The sequence below is a fragment of the Vibrio sp. HM8-C genome (assembly GCF_058630515.1).
Genome location: NZ_JBMMKS010000005.1, coordinates 241,055 through 259,662, shown reverse-complemented (window position 1 = coordinate 259,662; position 18,608 = coordinate 241,055). Strand labels below are relative to the sequence as shown.

At 41.7% G+C, this 18,608-nt stretch carries 19 protein-coding genes; 7 read left to right on the top strand and 12 right to left on the bottom strand.

The genetic code is table 11. The features are described 5' to 3' along the window. The 6 genes from ACOSVQ_RS08845 to ACOSVQ_RS08820 form a co-directional block, all read left to right on the top strand. Positions 1-912 (top strand): virulence factor TspB C-terminal domain-related protein (locus tag ACOSVQ_RS08845; protein ID WP_491982178.1); only part of this gene is annotated, 912 nt, incomplete at its 5' end. A 1-nt stretch (position 913) separates the two neighbouring features. Next, positions 914-1,243: a DUF2523 domain-containing protein gene (locus tag ACOSVQ_RS08840; protein WP_491982177.1), complete on the top strand. Its 330-nt coding sequence runs from the start codon at positions 914-916 to the stop codon at positions 1,241-1,243. 12 nt (positions 1,244-1,255) lie between these two features. Then, the gene (locus ACOSVQ_RS08835; RefSeq protein WP_491982176.1) at positions 1,256-2,584 is read left to right on the top strand and encodes a zonular occludens toxin domain-containing protein; all 1,329 of its coding nucleotides are present in this window, start codon (positions 1,256-1,258) and stop codon (positions 2,582-2,584) included. Then, positions 2,584-3,771, top strand: coding sequence for a type II secretion system protein GspD (locus ACOSVQ_RS08830; protein ID WP_491982175.1), 1,188 nt, complete (start codon positions 2,584-2,586; stop codon positions 3,769-3,771). Before ACOSVQ_RS08835 ends, ACOSVQ_RS08830 begins: the two co-directional genes overlap by 1 nt. A gap of 51 nt (positions 3,772-3,822) precedes the next feature. Then, entirely contained in the window at positions 3,823-4,986 is a 1,164-nt protein-coding gene (locus ACOSVQ_RS08825; RefSeq protein WP_491982174.1) for a hypothetical protein, read from the top strand. Between the two features lies 1 nt (position 4,987). After that, on the top strand, positions 4,988-5,509 hold the full coding sequence (locus ACOSVQ_RS08820) for a hypothetical protein (RefSeq protein ID WP_491982173.1): 522 nt from the start codon (positions 4,988-4,990) through the stop codon (positions 5,507-5,509). 329 nt (positions 5,510-5,838) lie between these two features. On the opposite strand, the gene ACOSVQ_RS08815 is transcribed toward ACOSVQ_RS08820, so the two are convergent. The 11 genes from ACOSVQ_RS08815 to ACOSVQ_RS08765 form a co-directional block, all read right to left on the bottom strand. Beyond that, the gene (locus tag ACOSVQ_RS08815; RefSeq protein ID WP_491982172.1) at positions 5,839-6,087 is read right to left on the bottom strand and encodes a regulator; all 249 of its coding nucleotides are present in this window, start codon (positions 6,085-6,087) and stop codon (positions 5,839-5,841) included. Between the two features lie 295 nt (positions 6,088-6,382). Then, positions 6,383-6,670: a regulator gene (locus ACOSVQ_RS08810; RefSeq protein WP_491982171.1), complete on the bottom strand. Its 288-nt coding sequence runs from the start codon at positions 6,668-6,670 to the stop codon at positions 6,383-6,385. Between the two features lie 865 nt (positions 6,671-7,535). Then, positions 7,536-7,694, bottom strand: a complete 159-nt coding sequence (locus ACOSVQ_RS08805; RefSeq protein WP_491982170.1) for a YoaH family protein — start codon at positions 7,692-7,694, stop codon at positions 7,536-7,538. A gap of 42 nt (positions 7,695-7,736) precedes the next feature. Continuing rightward, complete coding sequence (locus tag ACOSVQ_RS08800; RefSeq protein ID WP_491982169.1) at positions 7,737-8,906, bottom strand: conjugal transfer protein TraF; 1,170 nt, start codon at positions 8,904-8,906, stop codon at positions 7,737-7,739. A 59-nt stretch (positions 8,907-8,965) separates the two neighbouring features. Continuing rightward, positions 8,966-9,844, bottom strand: a complete 879-nt coding sequence (locus ACOSVQ_RS08795; RefSeq protein ID WP_491982168.1) for a DUF2861 family protein — start codon at positions 9,842-9,844, stop codon at positions 8,966-8,968. Between the two features lie 3 nt (positions 9,845-9,847). Then, positions 9,848-10,507 carry a response regulator transcription factor VxrB gene (vxrB, locus tag ACOSVQ_RS08790; RefSeq protein ID WP_491982167.1) on the bottom strand — a complete coding sequence of 220 codons (660 nt, stop codon included), beginning with the start codon at positions 10,505-10,507 and terminating at the stop codon, positions 9,848-9,850. Continuing rightward, positions 10,482-11,936 (bottom strand): sensor histidine kinase VxrA, encoded by a 1,455-nt coding sequence (gene vxrA, locus ACOSVQ_RS08785; protein ID WP_491982166.1) that lies wholly within the window; start codon positions 11,934-11,936, stop codon positions 10,482-10,484. Before vxrA ends, vxrB begins: the two co-directional genes overlap by 26 nt. 219 nt (positions 11,937-12,155) lie before the next feature. Continuing rightward, positions 12,156-13,532 carry a Re/Si-specific NAD(P)(+) transhydrogenase subunit beta gene (gene pntB / locus ACOSVQ_RS08780; protein WP_491982165.1) on the bottom strand — a complete coding sequence of 459 codons (1,377 nt, stop codon included), beginning with the start codon at positions 13,530-13,532 and terminating at the stop codon, positions 12,156-12,158. A gap of 11 nt (positions 13,533-13,543) precedes the next feature. After that, on the bottom strand, positions 13,544-15,088 hold the full coding sequence (locus ACOSVQ_RS08775) for a Re/Si-specific NAD(P)(+) transhydrogenase subunit alpha (RefSeq protein ID WP_491982164.1): 1,545 nt from the start codon (positions 15,086-15,088) through the stop codon (positions 13,544-13,546). 281 nt (positions 15,089-15,369) lie between these two features. After that, positions 15,370-15,645 carry an HlyU family transcriptional regulator gene (locus tag ACOSVQ_RS08770; RefSeq protein ID WP_491982163.1) on the bottom strand — a complete coding sequence of 92 codons (276 nt, stop codon included), beginning with the start codon at positions 15,643-15,645 and terminating at the stop codon, positions 15,370-15,372. Between the two features lie 9 nt (positions 15,646-15,654). Next, positions 15,655-16,032 (bottom strand): late competence development ComFB family protein, encoded by a 378-nt coding sequence (locus tag ACOSVQ_RS08765; protein ID WP_491982162.1) that lies wholly within the window; start codon positions 16,030-16,032, stop codon positions 15,655-15,657. 227 nt (positions 16,033-16,259) lie between these two features. Here ACOSVQ_RS08765 and ACOSVQ_RS08760 point away from each other — a divergent pair, with 227 nt between their 5' ends. Then, positions 16,260-17,495 (top strand): GGDEF domain-containing protein, encoded by a 1,236-nt coding sequence (locus ACOSVQ_RS08760; RefSeq protein ID WP_491982161.1) that lies wholly within the window; start codon positions 16,260-16,262, stop codon positions 17,493-17,495. Here the strand turns inward: ACOSVQ_RS08760 and ACOSVQ_RS08755 are convergent. Then, the gene (locus ACOSVQ_RS08755; protein WP_491982183.1) at positions 17,492-18,466 is read right to left on the bottom strand and encodes a Solitary outer membrane autotransporter beta-barrel domain; all 975 of its coding nucleotides are present in this window, start codon (positions 18,464-18,466) and stop codon (positions 17,492-17,494) included. The two genes, ACOSVQ_RS08760 and ACOSVQ_RS08755, sit on opposite strands and share 4 nt — an antisense overlap. Between the last annotated feature and the right edge of the window lie 142 nt (positions 18,467-18,608).

Here is an 18,608-nt window from a genome sequence, read left to right as displayed (position 1 = left end):
TCCTGCGCCCTACCGCCACAAACCGAAAAGAAAGACGAGCCTATTCCTGAGCTGCCGCCACTCGATGGCTCAAAGAACGGAGCCGGTGATGGCACTGCCGGTACAGGTGCAGACATCCCAACAGAGAACCCCAACTTCTGCGATTTGAATCCGCAACTGTGTGAGAAACAAGAGCCGCCACAATCCCCACCCGAGCCGAATCCTACACCGATGGAAAAGCCCGACAATACAGAGCTGTCTGCCGGTGATAATGAGATTGTGCAAGAAGTCTCGCTCTCCAATCAGCACTTGGAAAACGTGAACAGCAACTTGAAAAGCCTTGGTGGTCAGCTGCTTGAACAGCTCTCACGGGGCAACGAATTCTCTCAGCATCAACTCGGCTTGATGCGTGAAATGTTGGAGCATCTTATCCAAGGCGATAGCAGTGCGCTCATTCCTAATGAAACCGGCAAAGAAGAAAAGCCCAAAGAAGAGGAAGAGGACGAAAAAACCGAGCAACCGATGGCAAGCGCCGATTGTGACAAATCGATTTTCGAGTGTCGCGGTGATGTCATTCAATGCGCCCTGCTCAAAGTCCAGTACGACAGCACGTGTACGGTCGATGAGTTCGCCCAACTTGAAGAAGCGTTTAAGGGCATCAAGTTACTCAACAACGAAACGCTACTGGTGCAAAACGATACCATTGATTACTCACGCATAAACAAAAAGTATCTGAGTGGCGGTGTCTCGTTTGGTGGCGGTGGTTGTCCTGCGCCTGAGCGCATTTCGTTTCGCGCTTTTGGCGAATCCAAATCCATTGAATTTAAGTTTGATCCCGCTTGTCGCTACGCCGAACTGTTAAGACCCCTACTTATTGCGTTCGCCTGGCTAACGGGATTGTTCATCATCGGTCGCACACAAGGAGCCGTTTAATATGCAGTACTTCATCGGATTTTTAGCCACGGTGTTAGTCCCTCTCATTCCAAGCCTTGCCAAAGGGCTTGCCACTTATGTGGCGCTGTCGGTCGGGTTCTCTCTTGTGGCTTACACCGGCGTATCGATGGCGATCGATACCGTTGCCGATTACATACAGACCAACATGAACGGCGTGACACCAAAACTCGCGGCGCTCATGGGCATGGCGGGTGTGGATACCTATATCAACGTGGTGCTCACCTGTGTGGTGTTCTCCTTTACCTTGAACGGCTTAATGTCGGCAACCGGTTATCGTCCATCGTGGCGCAAACCGGTTGACCCTGCGTAAGGAGCAAAAGCAATGTTGCACGGTTTCAGTGGCGGCATGGGAACAGGCAAAAGTCTCAATGCGATTAAGTTCATCATCGAGAACGACAACTTCGCGGAGCGTCCTGTGTACTATCACGGCATTCGCGTCATGCTGCTCGATTACAAAGTGTGTGACAGTTTCCAAGGGTGGCTGTATGGCGTCTATTTCCCTGCCAACAGTCACAACAAGGAGCTTGAGTCTAAACTGCTGCGCATTGAAACCGAGCAACGTCTGGCCACACTCGAAGACTTTCCCTATCTGGCGTTTCATTACAAGAAGCACGAGCCGTTCAAACAGTGGATGCACTGGTTTAAGAAACTCGCATCCCCTAAGCGCCTCGCTGCGTTTAAAGAAGCGTTAGCGGTGCTTGAACTCGATGAAGAATCCATCACCTATCAGGACATTGAACACTTGAACCTGTCTTGGACGGCGTTTGATGATCCCACCGAGATCCATACACTGCCTGCCGGTTCGGTGATTCTGGTTGATGAAGTGCAGAACATTTGGGGCAACAGAACGGCGGGTAAAGCCATGTCCCCTGATGTGAAGTTCGTGACCACGCACCGGCACAAAGGCATTGATTTGGTCTACATCTCCCAAGACTTCAAAGACGTTGACCAAGTGATTCGCCGGCGTATGCAGTATTACGTCCATTACGAATTCATCGGCGGTGATTGGCTGCATCGATATTTCCACATCGAGGGCTTTGACCCTGCCAACAAGACCGAACTCGCTAAGGCTGAGAAAGAGAAAGTTAAACGCGATAACAAATACTATGGCGTCTATCTCAGCTCCATCAAGCACACGCAAAAGGTCAAAATCGATCCACAGTTAAAGAAAGGCATCATCGGTTTAACTGTAGGCATTTTAGGTATCAGCGCGGCGGCGTTCTACCTCTATTCGTGGTTTCAAAAACAGGTCACACCGGCTGCCATTGAGGTGGTTCAGAGCGAGGTTTCCAACGTTGAAAGTGCCGAAAATACGGAAGAAGTAAAAATACTGGATATAAACACAGTATATATGGAAAAGTTTCTCCCTAGGCTCAATTCCCTGCCGTTCTCCGCGCCGGTGTATGACTCGCTCACGTTCGATGCAAACCAATATCCAGAACTCACTTGTGTGATTGTGAGAAAGCAATGCAGTTGTTTTACACAGCAAGGTTCAGCCTACGCACTGGAAACCAACGCCTGTTTTAACATTGCCCGCTATGGCTATTTTGACCCGTTCGAGGTCGAAACCGACAGCAATCAACGCCGCAAAACAGCCCAAAATCGCTCAAATGGTGACAATGTCACGCTTAACAAAGGTGGACTCTACTGATGAAACGCATCCTTGCCCTCGCCTTGCTGTGTCTTGCTTCCCGAGCTTTTGCCTTTGAAGCAAACCTCGCCGGTAAGACGCTCAACGAGTTCTTTATTATCTCCAGTAAGGTGTTTGATAAGACCATCATCGTTGACCCGTCTGTGAACGGTGATTTGAAGCTCTATCAAGCCTCGGGCGCGGCGAACTTTCGTGATGTATGGTTTAGCGTCATGCGCGCTCATAACCTCACTTACATTGAATCGGGTTCGGTCATTCGGGTAGACAAGCGCAACAAACTCACTGGCGGCAATGAAATCGTTACACGCACCTATAAGCTGCTCTATCTGACTGCTGATGATTTACTTGAACCACTGAGAAAGTCGCTCGTGGTGCAATCGTCCGTACTCGATGTGCCTGATGTGACCAATGTAGACAGTATCATTGCAGGCTCTGCGCTAATGATCACCGCGCCCAAATCGATGCACAGTGACATTGCCGAGTTCATTAATACGGTCGATAAACCACTCAAACAAGTGAAGATACGCGCTGTGATTGTGGAAACGGTAGACGGTGATTTACGAGATTTAACCGTGAATCTCGCTGCCGGTGCGGGTGCAATTAAGACGGCGTTCGATGGTTCAGCGATTGCGTTCTTGACCGGCTCTCCTAACTTTACCGCGACCAGTGATGATTTTAATGCGTTTGTGCGTTGGATTGAGTCCAATGACAAAACCGAGATATTGAGCCGCCCTGAAATCAGCATCCTGCACGGACACAGCGGATTGATTAGTGTTGGTCAGGAGCTTCCTATCATCACCGGCTCGTACACCACAGAGACAGATGGAAGTAGTAAACCGTTTCAGACTATCGAGCGTAAAGACGTGGGTTTATCGCTTTGGGTTCAGCCTATGATTGGTTTGAATGGCGATATTAAACTCAGGGTAAAACAAGAGCTTAGTCGTGTTGATAAATCCGTGGAAGCCAGTGACATTGTCACGAGTAAGCGACAAATCGATACCGTTCTGACAGTCAAATCCGGTCAAACCATCGCACTAGGCGGCATGATGGCAAGAGATTCACAAACCGTGACCATGAAAGTGCCGGTTCTTGGTGACATTCCCTACTTAGGCGTGTTGTTTCGGTCAGATTCTGAAAAAGCCACTAATCGCACTCTCGACGTAGTAATATATATAGAACAAGTATGACTTCACACTTTACAGAACACTGTCTTTAATAAGAATAATATATGAATATTATTGATTAATATTTATGTGTTTTTAAGAGATGAATTAATGAGTACTGGTTTAGTCACTTTCTTCAAATATACTCACCTTGGATTTTATCGTTATGGTAAAGATGAAGAGTATAACGAACCATTAGATATGGACGTCCTTCTCTCATCGCTTCACGCTTGGTTTCAAGATAGAATCTCTCTTGAAGATACTCTTTTGTGGGATGATGAAACCCCTGGATATGCCCATCGCAAAAAGGTGTACCTCAAAGCAATTGAAAAGGACGCGACTACTGGCGACTATATGATTGTTTTATGGCGGGCAATTGGTAGTGGTGATGGAGTGTATGGAATAAAAGCTGACGCTAGGCTTGACGACAATACGCTTTACGATGCAAATTCCGCTGCTGAAGGTGACCGAGTAATTTGGGGTGAAGCATCATACTATTGGTATATTCCGTCTAAAAATCTATTTGCCTCGATTCGATTTCCAAATTCGATTGCAGATACACATTTAATGAACTCGTATCTTAGAGATTTCATTTGGTTACATGCAGACATTAGAGAAAAGAACCGATCAGTTAAAGAAGGTAAAAATGGGTCCTATACTACCGTTTGCTTTCCTCCTCAAAAAGTTGGTGAGACAGGAAATCTCTGGCTGAAAATCTTATCTAAACAGTTTACCAAATTGACAACCCAAGCTGACTTAGGTGCAATTGCTCGCGATATTACGCATTTCGTAAAGAGAGATGTCATAGCTGCAAGAGCTGAGAATCAGCCCGATTGGACTCGCCTATTTGGTGGTCTTCCTTTTGTGTCTGCTGAAATCACTAAAGATACTCGTAAAGTTGAAGTTAACATCGAAGCTAAACCAACCGCAGCAGAATTGCAGCAAATCTTTGAGCAATACAATCAAGATTATGATGGTGGCTTAGATGGTTGGCGCAATATTGGATTTAGAAAAGAAGGTGTTGGGGGCATTTGCTGGTTAAACAGCTTTGTAGTAAAAAGTGTTCTACCAATTGACGATACTACAGGTGGTGGTGTTGACGAAACTGGTCATTATACGGCTCGACGTTTACTTACCGCACTTGAATTTAGGCGAGATGGTTTGCTTGCACCTTTTGGTGGTGAAGCTGAAACGCCACAAGACACATTTGTAGATCCTGCGTTGCTACGGATAATCTAAAATGAAAACGATTTTGGGTCATGGTCTAGTGATCACGGCTTTAGCATTAATTAGTTACTGCTTTAGGTTCAACATTAGATTTAGCGATGTTGAGCCGCTGTTTACTATTTTGCAAAACACATCAGTGATGATTTTTACAATAATGGGTATATGGATTGCGTATGTATATCCCAACGCAGTGTTGAGTATTGTTCAGCCATCGAAAGTATCTGCTTTGTTCTCAAATGAAGATCTAAAGCGAGTTAAGCTTCTTGTAGGTGTAGTTGTTATTTCTGCAACTGTACTGGCTTTGCTTTTACTAGGTATTGCCACTAGAACACTGATCGTCAAAACATCTATTTATATACAATACAAGGCCTTATTTAATGGTTTTGGTGTTTTTGGGCTACTAGCATTAACCTATGCTCAACTACTATGTATATACGCAGTTATAGCATCTAGTGTGAACTTTATTATCGATTTAAAGAATCTAGAAGCGAAAGCTAAACTATCACAAAAACTTGATGGTAAGCCTGAAAATTAATTACCCGAAGGGATAAGGGAGCGTGTTACGCGACCGAGGCACCAAGCCCACACAAATGCTGAGTGTCTCGCGTCGTTAAGTGGCGCGGAGCTTCCCTATTCTTCTGATGGAATCAAATTCCCCCTTCCTGCCAAGCCCAACGACCTAATAACCTACAGCATCAAAAGTTGCTCATAGCTTTGCAGCATACGAATAGCGGCTTTCCGTCTGACTAATAAAGCGCAATTACGATTGAGTGTGTGCTCGGAACGAGCGCACGCACAAGCGTGATGCGCTTGAAGGAAAGGCAAAACCCCCGAATCTGTATTACGGGGGTAAATTCCACCGAACTATCGGCGTTCTCTGTTTTGGGGACTGAAATCGCTTCGCAGAACTAGAATATTTGCCAACGCTCTAGCCGTTTTCATTAAGTATAAAGATGTCTTTCTTGTGGATTCAGATCCTTCAGTGATTAATGCAGCACCTAAAAGGATCTGTTGCGGTGTGATAAGTAAACCTGTGGGCAGTTCTAGCAGTCCGTTAGTAATCTTAAACTGATGCCAGTTTGCTTCTTTTGACGCATCGCGCGTTCGATACATTCGCATAAGTCTTTTGCATTCAGGTGGTATTGCTCTGCCTTTATCCCACTCTTTAACCGTTTTTATGTGCTTAAAGCAAAGCTCTGCCGTTTCTTCGACTGTTAACCCGCACTCGAACTCGCGGAATATATAATTTTTAGTATGCCTGTGACGTTTCATTTTTTACATGCTTAAACAAAAGCATGCGTTATATATGAAGCGTTTATCATAGTGTAATTAAAGTCTTAGAAAGGTGTTTTGCAATGCGACACATATCACCTTGTTAGTGACGCATTACAATAGTTAGTAAATTCATTTACTTAGAGATTTTTGATTCAACAAGCATTCGGGCTAACGATCTAGAGTACTTAATGAGTTTGGAGGTTGTTTTAAGTTCCAGTTCTGATTGGATGCTTAACAATGCTATACCAATTAAAATTTGTTGTGGTGCAACCAACTGACCTGTCGGTAATTCCAATTTATCTTTGATCATAGTGAATTGATCCCACGACTTATGATCACTGATTTGGCGCTTTTTCGCGTAGCGCATGAGCCGTTTACATTCCGGTGGAATAGGTTTTCCATTATCCCACAGTGTGACCATTCTCGAACTTTTAAAACACAATTCTGCCGTTTCTTCGATACTCAGATTGCACACAAACTCTCTGAATATCTTATTTTTATGCATTTCGTGACAATCTTGGGGATTTAGTATATAAATACAACATATGGTAAGTTATTGTTAAATAACGACTATTTGTCATAATCCAATATAATGCGCACTGGTTATTAATCTGTAAACTCATAACACTTCCTATCATAATAGTTCCGTAACTCATTGATAACCTGCTTACATTCCTGCATTTTCCTACATCAAGATTGCTCATAAATTTAAATCGTTAATTGATTTTTTGCCATCCCAATTATGCCAATAAAACTTATTTGTTTCTTTCAATGATTAATCTTAATTGTACATGACAATGTAACTGTTGGTCATTGGTATCTGATAAGTAGTGAATTGCTCCAAGTATCGGTTTGCACTATCCAACACCATCATCATGAAATCGTAAATGATATACACATGGTTAGGCGTCATACCTATAACAATAATCCAACTCCCTTTATAAATAGGCTCCCAATGGTTAGTAAGCGATCACACCGTAACAGAACAGGATTATCTACTACCTGATTTTTACCTCTGAAAGTCCTGTGTAATAAAATTACAAACGCAAACTAATTAAAGAGGTTGCTAGATGATTATACTGTCATAAGTTAATGATATATAATACTTAATATGATTTTTGTACGGTTTTTTTACGTTCACATGAGATTGAAGGTGTGTAACTTTTTCAGAAGAGTGGATATCTTAGTTAGATGTTTGAGCTTTGCCGCTTGTATGAGAATGATATTAAAGTAGTAATAATTACACGGGTAAAAATTGCAGATAACAAAAAAGGCACTCTCGTGCCCTATTTGTTTTTTTGTTCTTCTTGTTTTGTTTGCCTAATTTGTTCGGCAACTATTTTTATCGCTTGTGCAGTACTAATACCTTGAGACATTAAACTCTGTATCTTTTCGACTGCTTCTTGTTGCTCTGCATGGGATAGTGGTGGGAAATCATCAAACATAAAAAAGGCTCCAATTAAAGGAGCCTTACTATAATGACTTGATCAATAACTCGCAAGGAAGTTAATGTAAGCCCCCATTGCGTTTTCATTGGTATAACTAGCAGCAAGATCAAGCTGGAAAAGATTGAGTGGTGAAATACCAATACCTGCAGTTACAGTACCTTCGCTGTTATCGTAGGCTAGGTTCTTATAGTAGCCAGCACGGAATTTAAGCTGTCTTAGAATATCTATTTCGCCACCTACTCTAATCATTTGAGTATTGTCATCAAAATCTACATATCGTTCTTTTTCATTGAGATCGTAGTCAACACTTAGAGTAAAGTAATCAGCAACAATACCCGCACCTACAGTGTATTGAGGACGCATTTCATATTGATAGCTAATCGATGGATTTCCTGAAACTGCAGATGGAATTGTCAATGTTTGTACATCTCGACTAACCATATCACTAGCCGCGATACCGATTCTAAAAGGTCCATAAAACCATAATGCGCCGGCATCGATATTAAACATCGTTTCGCCGTTTCCATTGTCTGCAACATCAGCTAAATCATAGTTTGACATACTAGCTTCATATACATAGGTATAGATACGTTGTAACTTTGGTGTAATACCAAAAGCTACATGTTGTCCTAGGAATGTTTGATATTTGGCTAATGTAATTCCGACCTCAGTTACAGCAACTGATACTGCGTTTACTGTACTATTTTGTGCTTTCTCTAATGTACACGCCGTCGCATCTGAAGGTGTAGAACAAGTTGTCGCTATTTGTGGATTTGAAAACGTCTCTGTATATGCTTTCCCGTAAACGTTAGCAGCAATAAATTGGTTCGGAATTGCAAATGCGACTACACCACCTAATTCAGCATTAAGTATGCTGCCATCTATATGATCTAATGTAGTGTTTAGCTCATCTATACGCGAAGCGTCTGGGTTATCGAGAATATCCGAAATAGTGTCTAAATCATCCACCATTCCATCTTGGTCGTTATATGAAAATCCAATACTAGGAAGGATCATGCCAACATCGTCATTACGGCGATATATTGCAACTAAAGCTGGGTTGTAAAATGGTCCAGTTAAAAAACTGCCTGATACAACGCCTACTCCACCCATCGCATCACCACGGGCTTCAATTGCATAGTTAGCTGCAAACGCTGTTGGAGCGCTTAGCACTATAGAAAGTGTGAGAAGTTTAATTTTATTTTTCATGACGATATAAAGCGTTAGTTCCTTTTCGTTTATAACGGCATATTGTGTACTAACTTTAGTTATTCCTCTACGGAAATATCGTATGTCTTGCTGATAACCTGAGATTGCTCAATAGATATAGCTCCCTGCCAACGTAAATGAGTCATCGAAACAGCAAGGATATATCTATCAGGTTGAAGGTCTGTAGCCTCTAAAGTGGTCGGATAATCAGATTCAAATTCTTTAGACCATACTTCTTTGTACTTACCATCGATATAGTCATATACGTTGATACCGAGTTTAGGTAGTGGGCAGAAGCGATTGAGAAGCGCGTTTTTGTCTACCGTCCATTGATCTTTTGATGCCCAACGTACAGTCTGCTTCGCTTTACTCTCTGTAAAGATAACCCAAGTGCTCCACGACTCTTTGTCTGCTGTTGATATATCTAAGCGGTAGAGTCCCATATCAGGCTTACTGTTAAGGTTGTATCTTTTAATAAAAGAAGTAGAACTGTTAGTGACATTGTCACGATTGATTTTATTGAAAGTCGTATCACTAGACAAAGGCTTATCGACCCATTGAGTCAGTTGGATAGAGTTGATTTCTTTTTGGCTTTTTGCGTCAACCAAGACTTGGTAAGCGTCTCTACCAGGGCTACGGATATCAAGGCGGCGGATATTAATGGAGGTTATCCAGCTAGGAAGTGGGTTTGCATCTAGTCCCTTGCCGCAATCAACGGTAAGAGCTTGTAGCAATAGATCATTAAGATGATTTTTAATGTTCTTGTTATGTTCCAGTTGCCACACTTCAACAAGTGATACAAACATATTTTCAAGATCATTATTCAAAAGTCGTTGATGTGCTTGTGTTAGAGGGGAATTACTTTCAAACCACTCTACACTATTGGCAGTTAATGGCACGCTACATAGCGTGCCAAATATAAGTGCTAATTTTCGCATTGATTACGCTTTCATCTTGTACCCTACACCGCGCAATGTTTCGATCTCGAGACCTGGCAATTTTTGGCGTAGCTGAAGAACGTGCGTATCTACTGTACGTGTTGTTGGGAAATGGTTGTAACCCCAAACATGATCTAACAGTTCATCACGTGTAAATACTCGGCCTAAGTTACTCGCTAAGAAAAGTAATAAATCGAACTCAGTGCGTGTCAGTGTTACTGAATCACCTTTATAAAATACATCACGAGTTGCTTTATCAATTGTTAGCTCAGGTAACACAACTTTTGTATCGTCTTGACCATCTGATTCTGGAGAACGTAACTGAGCTCGAATACGTGCAAACAATTCTGCTTCAGCAAAAGGTTTTGTCAGATAATCATTAGCTCCAGCGTCTAAGCCTGCTACTTTATCTTTTACTGTTACTAACGCTGTTAACAAGATGACTGGTACATCTTTTAACTTTTTCCAATCTGGCAAATGTTGAACAGAATCACCATCTGGAAGCTGGCGATCTAGGATCACTAGGTCAGCACTATCCCAATGCTGTTTAACATCTGCGATTGTCTCTGCATGTAAACAGTCATAACCGGCTTGCTCTAAGCTTACTAAAAGACCATCAGCTAGGTTTTTGTCATCTTCAACAAGAAGCAACGTCTGTTTCACAGGGTATCTCCAATATAAAAGTAGTAGGTGGGCCGATTAGGGTCATCTTTCCGCCCATTCTATCGACCATCGATTCTACTATAGTTAAGCCAAGTCCTAAGCCACTTTTACTTACAAATGGCTTGCGTAAGTGACGCCAATCCTTGTTTGTTAATGTTCCTTGGTCGGTGACTTTAATCGTGACAGAGTCAGATTTTGTTATCACTTCTAACGTCACCGGAGCAACGCCGTATTTCACTGCGTTGCGAATTAAATTGTCTATGCATGTGCCTAGCCAATATACGTTTAGTTTTGCTGCAATATCGTTATTTATCACAAGGTCGATATTGTTGTTAAACTCTTCTTCAACTTTAAACTGAAGCCATTCTTCTACTGATGGAACCCAGTCAGTAGCAAGCGGTTTATTGTCTGACTGTAAATAGTCTTTACTTGCTTCAGCTAGTTGTCTTAAACGACGAGAGTCTTCACACAAACGTCGAAACTCATCGTATAAGGAATTGGGTAAGTGTTCAAATTCTCGTCTAAATCCCTCTACAGTTAGAGATAAACTTGCAATTGGAGTTCTCAACTCATGTGTCAGAATTTGTAACACTAACATACGACTCTTCATCTCTTGCCGTTTGCTGTTCCAACGATAGATAGACCAACCTATAACCAGCAAGATGTTGGCAATGACCAAAGCGATCATACTCATACGCAAGAGATCTGAATGATCTTCGATATTCCAACAAATATTCCCTCGTTGAACAAAACATGTGTTGTCAACCGAAGCGATACTGTAGGTTAATCCTGCTTGGGTTGAGTTAGTATCCCATGTATCTTTATCAAAAATATAATACTCATCGCCCTTTCTTAACCACAGTTCATCACCTTCAGCAAACATCATTGCGCCTGAAATCAAAGCTGTAATGGAATCTTCATCCATAGCTTGAAGGCGTCCCAATAGCGTATTTGGTAATGCTTTTACTCTTTCCTGAATATGCATGTATTGCTCAAGTTCACTGAGTTTGTCTGGGTATTTCTTCACATAGCGTTCAGCGTATGTACCACCACCGGGGTGTATCAAGCCACTACGAGCAAACCATCGAGACGAAAGTTGCGTTCCTTTACAGGTAGCTCTGGTAAAAACGAGAGGTTCTGTGACAAGTGGATTTAGAGGAAGGTTTCCAGCGCAATTTAGAGCTAGCTTGTACAGCATTTGAATATCCTTAATTGGGTATTCTGCTGTTTGAGGTAGCATGCTTTCAGGAGTTAGGAGACGGGTTGGGTAATCGGTTTGTATTCCTCGAATATCATAAAAATCTACAGCTGAATCATAATCAAAAAGCGACACAAACAGATCAATACGCTCTGGGAGCGAATCTGCCAATGTAGTTGCCGAAAAAGTCGTTGCAATTAGGGCGAATGTTAATTTTATCGCTTTTATCAATTTGATTATTCGTTAAATCATACGTTTAAAAAACTATAACGTATTATGCTCAAAATGAACATCGGCCATGTTATATCGATGTCAATAATACTTATTTGCGGTTTTATTGATTGTAATGTGTACGAAATGGATGAATTTAGTTCTAGGTGACAATGTCACATTAATTAGATGAAAAAAGAGCAACCGTAGTTGCTCTTATATAGATTTTCTTAAATTAGTTTAGATGTGACTCAGAATATCATTACAGCTTTGCTTTGCATCACCGAATAACATTTGCGTATTTTCTTTGAAGAACAGCGGGTTTTGAACACCAGCATAACCGGTATTCATTGAACGTTTAAATACGATTACATTTTGTGCATTCCAAACTTCAAGTACTGGCATACCAGCGATTGGACTGTTTGGATCTTCTAAAGCAGCAGGGTTAACTGTGTCGTTAGCACCAATGACGAGCACTGTATCTGTATCTGAGAAGTCATCGTTAATCTCATCCATTTCAAGAACTATATCATACGGTACTTTCGCCTCAGCCAGCAGTACGTTCATGTGACCAGGTAAGCGACCAGCTACTGGGTGAATACCAAAACGAACGGTTACACCTAAAGACCTTAACTTCTCTGTAATTTCATACACTGGGTACTGAGCTTGCGCTACCGCCATACCATATCCAGGAGTGATGATGACTGACTTAGAGTTTTTAAGCATATCAGCGACATCTTCGGCATTTGTTTCGCGGTGTTCACCCTGCTCTGCATCTTCGCTGATAATCACCTCTTGCCCGAATCCACCTGCAATCACACTAATGAAAGAGCGGTTCATTGCTTTACACATGATGTACGAAAGAATTGCACCTGAAGAACCTACCAATGCCCCTGTGACAATTAGCAGATCGTTCGCTAGCATGAAACCAGCAGCAGCGGCGGCCCAACCTGAATATGAGTTCAACATTGACACAACAACTGGCATATCCGCACCGCCGATTGAAGCCACTAAGTGGTAGCCAAAAGCAAAAGCAATTAGCGTCATCACAATCATTGCGAACATGCTGCCATCAGCATTAATGAAATGGAACATTAGTAACGTTGAAACAACGATCGCAGCCAAATTCATTTTGTGCTTATGAGGTAAGTTTAGCGGCGATGATTTAATGATCCCGCGTAGCTTACCAAAAGCAACGATTGAACCTGTAAAGGTTACAGCGCCGATGAATACACCAACAAACACTTCTACTAGGTGAATAACATGTTCGGCATGCGTCGCAACTTCAGGCGCAGCCAAATAGCTATTGTAACCAACAAGAACGGCTGCCATACCTACGAAGCTGTGAAGTATTGCAACTAGCTCCGGCATTTCTGTCATTTCTACTTTTTTAGCGAAATGAATACCAATTCCGCCACCAATCACCATCGCAATGATAATCCAAGTAAACCCTTCAGCATTTGGGCTAAAAATGGTCGCAATAAGTGCGATCGCCATCCCCGTAATACCGTAGTAGTTACCTGCTCTAGCCGATTGTTGCTTCGATAATCCAGCCAAACTCATGATAAAGAATAAAGCAGCAACAATATAAGCTGCTTGTACTAATCCTGCAGACATTGCTTACTCCCTTAGTCTTTACGGAACATTTCAAGCATACGTTTGGTCACAGTGAAGCCACCAAAGATGTTTATGCTTGCGATAAGAATGGCGATAAATGCCAAGAAGCTTACAAAGCCATGACCTTGACCGATTTGTAGCAACGCACCTACCACGATAATGCCAGAAATAGCGTTGGTTACTGACATCAACGGTGTATGCAGTGAATGCGTTACGTTCCATACAACGTAATAGCCAACAACACATGCTAGGACAAACACAGTGAAGTGTCCTAAGAATGCAGCAGGAGCAACACTTGCTACCCATGCAAATGCGCCAACACCAACAGCCAAACCAATGATCTTCTTAGCTGGTGAAGTAGGCTCTTCGACTTTTTTAGCCTTAGGTTCTACTTTTGGTTTTGCTTGAGGTTGAGCTGAAACTTGAATTGGTGGTGCTGGCCAAGTGATCTCACCTTCTTTCACCACAGTGACACCGCGCAATACCACATCATCAAAATCGATATTGATGTTGCCGTCTTTTTCTTTACACAATAGTTTTAACAAGTTAACTAAGTTTGTTGCGTAAAGCTGTGAGGATTGTGTTGGTAGGCGTCCGACCATGTCGGTATAACCAATTATTTTTACCCCGTTTGGTGTCGTTACGACCTGATCTTTAACGGTATATTCACAGTTACCGCCGTTAGCTGCCGCTAGATCGACAATCACACTACCCGCCTTCATCGAGTCGACCATTTCTTTGGTGACTAATTTAGGCGCTGGTCGCCCCGGAATGAGAGCAGTTGTAATAATAATGTCGACGTCTTTTGCTTGGTCAGCGTAAAGTTCGGCTGCTTTTTTATTAAACTCGTCAGACATTTCTTTTGCATAACCGTCACCTGAACCTGAATTCTCTTGGTAATCAACTTCCAAGAACTCAGCGCCCATTGACTGTACTTGCTCTTTTACTTCTGGACGAACATCGAATGCGCGCACGATGGCACCTAGGCTTCCTGCAGCGCCGATAGCAGCAAGACCTGCAACACCCGCCCCAGCAACAAATACTTTGGCTGGCGGAACTTTACCTGCAGCAGTAATTTGACCAGTAAAGAAACGACCAAATTCATGAGCTGCTTCTACGACTGCACGGTAACCTGCGATATTAGCCATTGATGACAAAGCATCTAAAGCTTGGGCGCGAGAAATTCGAGGTACAGAATCCATTGCTAACACGTTAATGTTTTTTGTGGATAGCTTTTCCATCAATTCTGGATTCTGAGCAGGCCAAATAAAACTAACTAATGTTGCTCCTTCTTTTATTAGGGCAATTTCATCGGTTTCATCGTTAGAAATTGGAGCATTAACTTTTAAGATTAAATCGGAGCTCCAAACGTCGTCTTTTGAAACGATGGTTGCTCCAACTTGTTCATAAGAAGCGTTATCGAAACTGGCGAGAGCACCAGCTTGAGACTCGATAGTGACCTCAAAACCGAGTTTAATTAACTGCTGAACCGATGACGGAGAAGCAGCGACTCGCGTTTCTCCCGCGAGTATTTCTTTTGGTACACCAATCTGCATAGCGATTCCTTGACTATTGGCACTGTGGATATTCTTTTTTTATCTAACGCCTAATTTAAACTCAAGATATTTATAATAATATTTTAGGTTTATTGGTTATAACGTTAACTAGCGACTGTTTATCAATTCTACTTAAATTACAAAGCGTTTATTTCAAGTAAGAGCTCAAACCAGTATAGGCAAGTATTGAATTTACGTAGTGCCAAAATAAATAAAGAGCTACAAGATTATCCACTTATAGCTCTTAAATTTATGATTTCTGTCAACGACTTGAAGGGTTGTTAAAAGATCCGACCAGACATTTGATCTATGAACATTTGTGCTTTCTTCAACATCAGCTCTTCCGCATCGGCTTTATTTGAAAGCACGTCTGAACGGATGAAGCGATGCGTTTTCAATTCTCCGTCTTCTTCTTTGGTTATACGTCCAGCAACACGATACTGTCCACCTTCAGAAATGACTTCTTGATAAATTAGAAATTCTTTGTACTCAACAGGTTCAACGACTGCTTGTTTGGTTTCTGTTTTACCACCAAATAAACGAGAAAAAAGTCCCACATTAACTCCTTATGGTAAGTTGTGCTGCTTGTGCCCAAGAATAGGTTTTTCATACCATTCAAGTTCGGCATCTTCATCAAATTGTGTCTGAGACATAACAATTGGTATATCGAAGTCGCGATTTTTGCGCCTGTCATCGGCAATCATACTCTCGGCTGCTTCAACAGCGGTTAAAGCATGCTCTTTTAAGATAACCAGACGCTCTTCCGGCAATGCAGAGAGAAAATCTATATCAAAGCGGATATAGATTGGACGAAGTTGACTTAAAGCTAAGCACGCTAGATCTGCTAATTGGTCGTGATTATATGTCATAGCATATTTATCTTGTGCTATCACTTGCCCAACGAGTGTTTCCATATAGTTGTGTACTTCAACATTCAGTTGCATTCGAATTCTCCTAAACCGACTAATCGGTGTGATACGTTCAAACAAAGTTATTGCATCAATGATCTTTTATCAAACTAAGATCGAGCCATCTTGAACAATCTTTGCTCAAGCGCGCGCTTTTATAACTAAAGTTTAGCAAAAAGCTTGGAAATTCATTAAATAAAGTTATTCTTAGTTCATGAATCATAATCACAATTAGTATTTATTCTGTTGGCTATTTTACAAGCATGTCGCCGAGTTTAGTTACTTCTCCTTGGTTTCGTTTTGCATTCCCTTTGATGCTTCTTGCAGCTATGTGGTATGGAATGAACAACGTCATTGTTCTAACCCGAGCTAATATTGGACTAGCGGGTGGTTTACCTTACGCGTTATTTCTCAGTTCTATAGCGATAGCCTACATATTTAAGCAAAGTAGAATGGCGATGGTTGCATGCGCTATGTTGATTAGCTATTGGGTTATTCAGAATCGACTTCAGACTCCCCTTTATTCTGGGTCAACGCTGTTAGAGCTATCAATCCTCAGTTTCTTGTTACCAGTCGCCTGTTTACTCAGCTATGCGTTTAAAAACGGTGACTTAATTAGCCGCGCTTTTTTTGTTTACTTAATACTCTTGGCTCTCTTTGGTGTGTGGGCGTTTATCACCGTTGACTATTATGTGTCTGGTGATTTTGGCAGCCTTAAAGATACTTTCCTGTTTTCTGTACCAGAGATATCAAAGCTCCCATTTATATTAGTTCTATATTTGCTTGCCATGATTGGCATTACAGGCATCTTTGTTTTAACGAAAAACCGCCTCATGGATGTATTTATCTATACAGCGGTTTTAACATCAGCAACGACGTTTATCTTTTTTCAGCTTCAGTTTGTATCCAGTACTATGTTTTCACTGTCCGGTGCATTGATGATGCTTTACTTGATCTCAGCTAGCCATGAGATGGCTTTCAACGATCAGTTAACTCAGCTACCTGGGCGTCATGCTCTCGATATCGATATGAGAACGCCCGGACGCAAGTTTGCTATTGCTATGGTGGATATTGATCATTTCAAATCATTTAATGATTCTTATGGTCATGATACTGGTGATGATGTGTTAAAGCTGGTGGCGAGTCGTATTCGTTTAGTTAAAGGCAAAGCTAAGATATATCGCTACGGTGGTGAAGAATTTACGATTCTGTTCAAAGGTAAAACCGCGGCGCAAGCTCAAGAGTATCTCGAAGCTATCCGACAAGATATTGAACAATACGACTTAGTGATTCGAGATGCTGATAGCCGACCTAAAGATGACAAGTTCGGTGCAACAAAACGTTCTGATAAACGAAGCCATTCCGTGAACATAACAATTAGTGTTGGTGTTTGTGATAGCACATTAGAAAGAAACGCAAAAGAAGCAATTAAGCGAGCTGATGAAGCTCTGTATCAAGCGAAGAAAGCGGGTAGAAACCGAATAAAAGTTGCTGCTTAATCTTGATTGAAGAACAAGACAAGACTTCCACCTTTAAATGCGCTGCCATAGTTAAACGTCAGCCCCAACCCAATGTTATCAACAAAACTTATCTCAAATGGTGGAGTCATCAACCAGCCAACAGTTGCTTCATAATAAAAAGTTGTGCCCAACGGAACTGAGATGTCACTGCCAACATCAACTCTTCGAACTGTGCTGTAAACCGATTGAACGGACCTTCCAATTTGATCAATGTCATAAACAACTGTGGCACTGTTTACGATATACCAGCCCTCAGTATTACCTATTTCGCCCTCATTGGCTTCACCCCAACCATAACCATAAAAGTAATGCCCTGCTGAAGATACTTGCCATTTACCCCACTCTTCATTTTTTCTATAACTCAGCTTTAAGTGGGGTTCATAAATATTCGCCCAAGCAGTGGTATTGAAGATCAAACCGTCCAAAACGGGGGCATATGATTGTCCGGTAGCACTGTTGTAATCCATGGTATTTTGATAACGCATTAAATGAGCACCAATTCCCGGCGTTATCGTCCAGTGTTCGTCAAATTTGTATTCATAGCGGTAAGCGGTATAGATGTCAGCAATAACCTGACGAAAATCGTCATCAACGGTTTCATTCGCCCACCTAATTTTTTCATCGGTCGCAAGCCCTGAAAGACGGAAAAAGAGCTCGTGTTTGTTTTCCTCTTCCTCATCATTCAAACGAAATGACATAGGTAACGTTGAGATACCGTATTTTTTCCTGTTCGCAACTGAATCTTCAGTTCCTAACTCGGGATTGTCGGTATTGAATAACTCGTTTGGATTAAAATCCTTTATACCAACGGTGAAAACATCACTGTCACTCAATACAACTGTGTATGCAAAGCTTTGCTCTAAGAAATTTTGAATAAAATCATACCCTTTTGCTTGTACGTTGCAGGCAAAAGTAAGTGGGCAGATTGAAAGCAGCGTGATTTTTCTCATTGACACAGAAAACAGGTCCTTCGTGATTAGCTGTCTTATTGAATTTTAATGGAAATATGCATCTATAGTAATAATTTAGCAGTATTAATATTAAATGATGTCTCATACCTTAGGAAAATTGGAAATATTTCAAAGCTAAAGC

Bases quoted from the DNA above. Each gene is read 5' to 3' on its own strand.
- ACOSVQ_RS08755 (WP_491982183.1), bottom strand. From the start codon at position 18,466: ATGAGAAAAATCACGCTGCTTTCAATCTGCCCACTTACTTTTGCCTGC.
- ACOSVQ_RS08835 (WP_491982176.1), top strand. From the start codon at position 1,256: ATGTTGCACGGTTTCAGTGGCGGCATGGGAACAGGCAAAAGTCTCAAT.
- ACOSVQ_RS08810 (WP_491982171.1), bottom strand. From the start codon at position 6,670: ATGGTCACACTGTGGGATAATGGAAAACCTATTCCACCGGAATGTAAA.
- ACOSVQ_RS08830 (WP_491982175.1), top strand. From the start codon at position 2,584: ATGAAACGCATCCTTGCCCTCGCCTTGCTGTGTCTTGCTTCCCGAGCT.
- ACOSVQ_RS08840 (WP_491982177.1), top strand. From the start codon at position 914: ATGCAGTACTTCATCGGATTTTTAGCCACGGTGTTAGTCCCTCTCATT.
- ACOSVQ_RS08775 (WP_491982164.1), bottom strand. From the start codon at position 15,088: ATGCAGATTGGTGTACCAAAAGAAATACTCGCGGGAGAAACGCGAGTC.
- ACOSVQ_RS08805 (WP_491982170.1), bottom strand. From the start codon at position 7,694: ATGTTTGATGATTTCCCACCACTATCCCATGCAGAGCAACAAGAAGCA.
- pntB (WP_491982165.1), bottom strand. From the start codon at position 13,532: ATGTCTGCAGGATTAGTACAAGCAGCTTATATTGTTGCTGCTTTATTC.
- ACOSVQ_RS08815 (WP_491982172.1), bottom strand. From the start codon at position 6,087: ATGTATCGAACGCGCGATGCGTCAAAAGAAGCAAACTGGCATCAGTTT.
- ACOSVQ_RS08760 (WP_491982161.1), top strand. From the start codon at position 16,260: ATGTCGCCGAGTTTAGTTACTTCTCCTTGGTTTCGTTTTGCATTCCCT.
- ACOSVQ_RS08765 (WP_491982162.1), bottom strand. From the start codon at position 16,032: ATGCAACTGAATGTTGAAGTACACAACTATATGGAAACACTCGTTGGG.
- ACOSVQ_RS08795 (WP_491982168.1), bottom strand. From the start codon at position 9,844: ATGCGAAAATTAGCACTTATATTTGGCACGCTATGTAGCGTGCCATTA.
- ACOSVQ_RS08820 (WP_491982173.1), top strand. From the start codon at position 4,988: ATGAAAACGATTTTGGGTCATGGTCTAGTGATCACGGCTTTAGCATTA.
- ACOSVQ_RS08800 (WP_491982169.1), bottom strand. From the start codon at position 8,906: ATGAAAAATAAAATTAAACTTCTCACACTTTCTATAGTGCTAAGCGCT.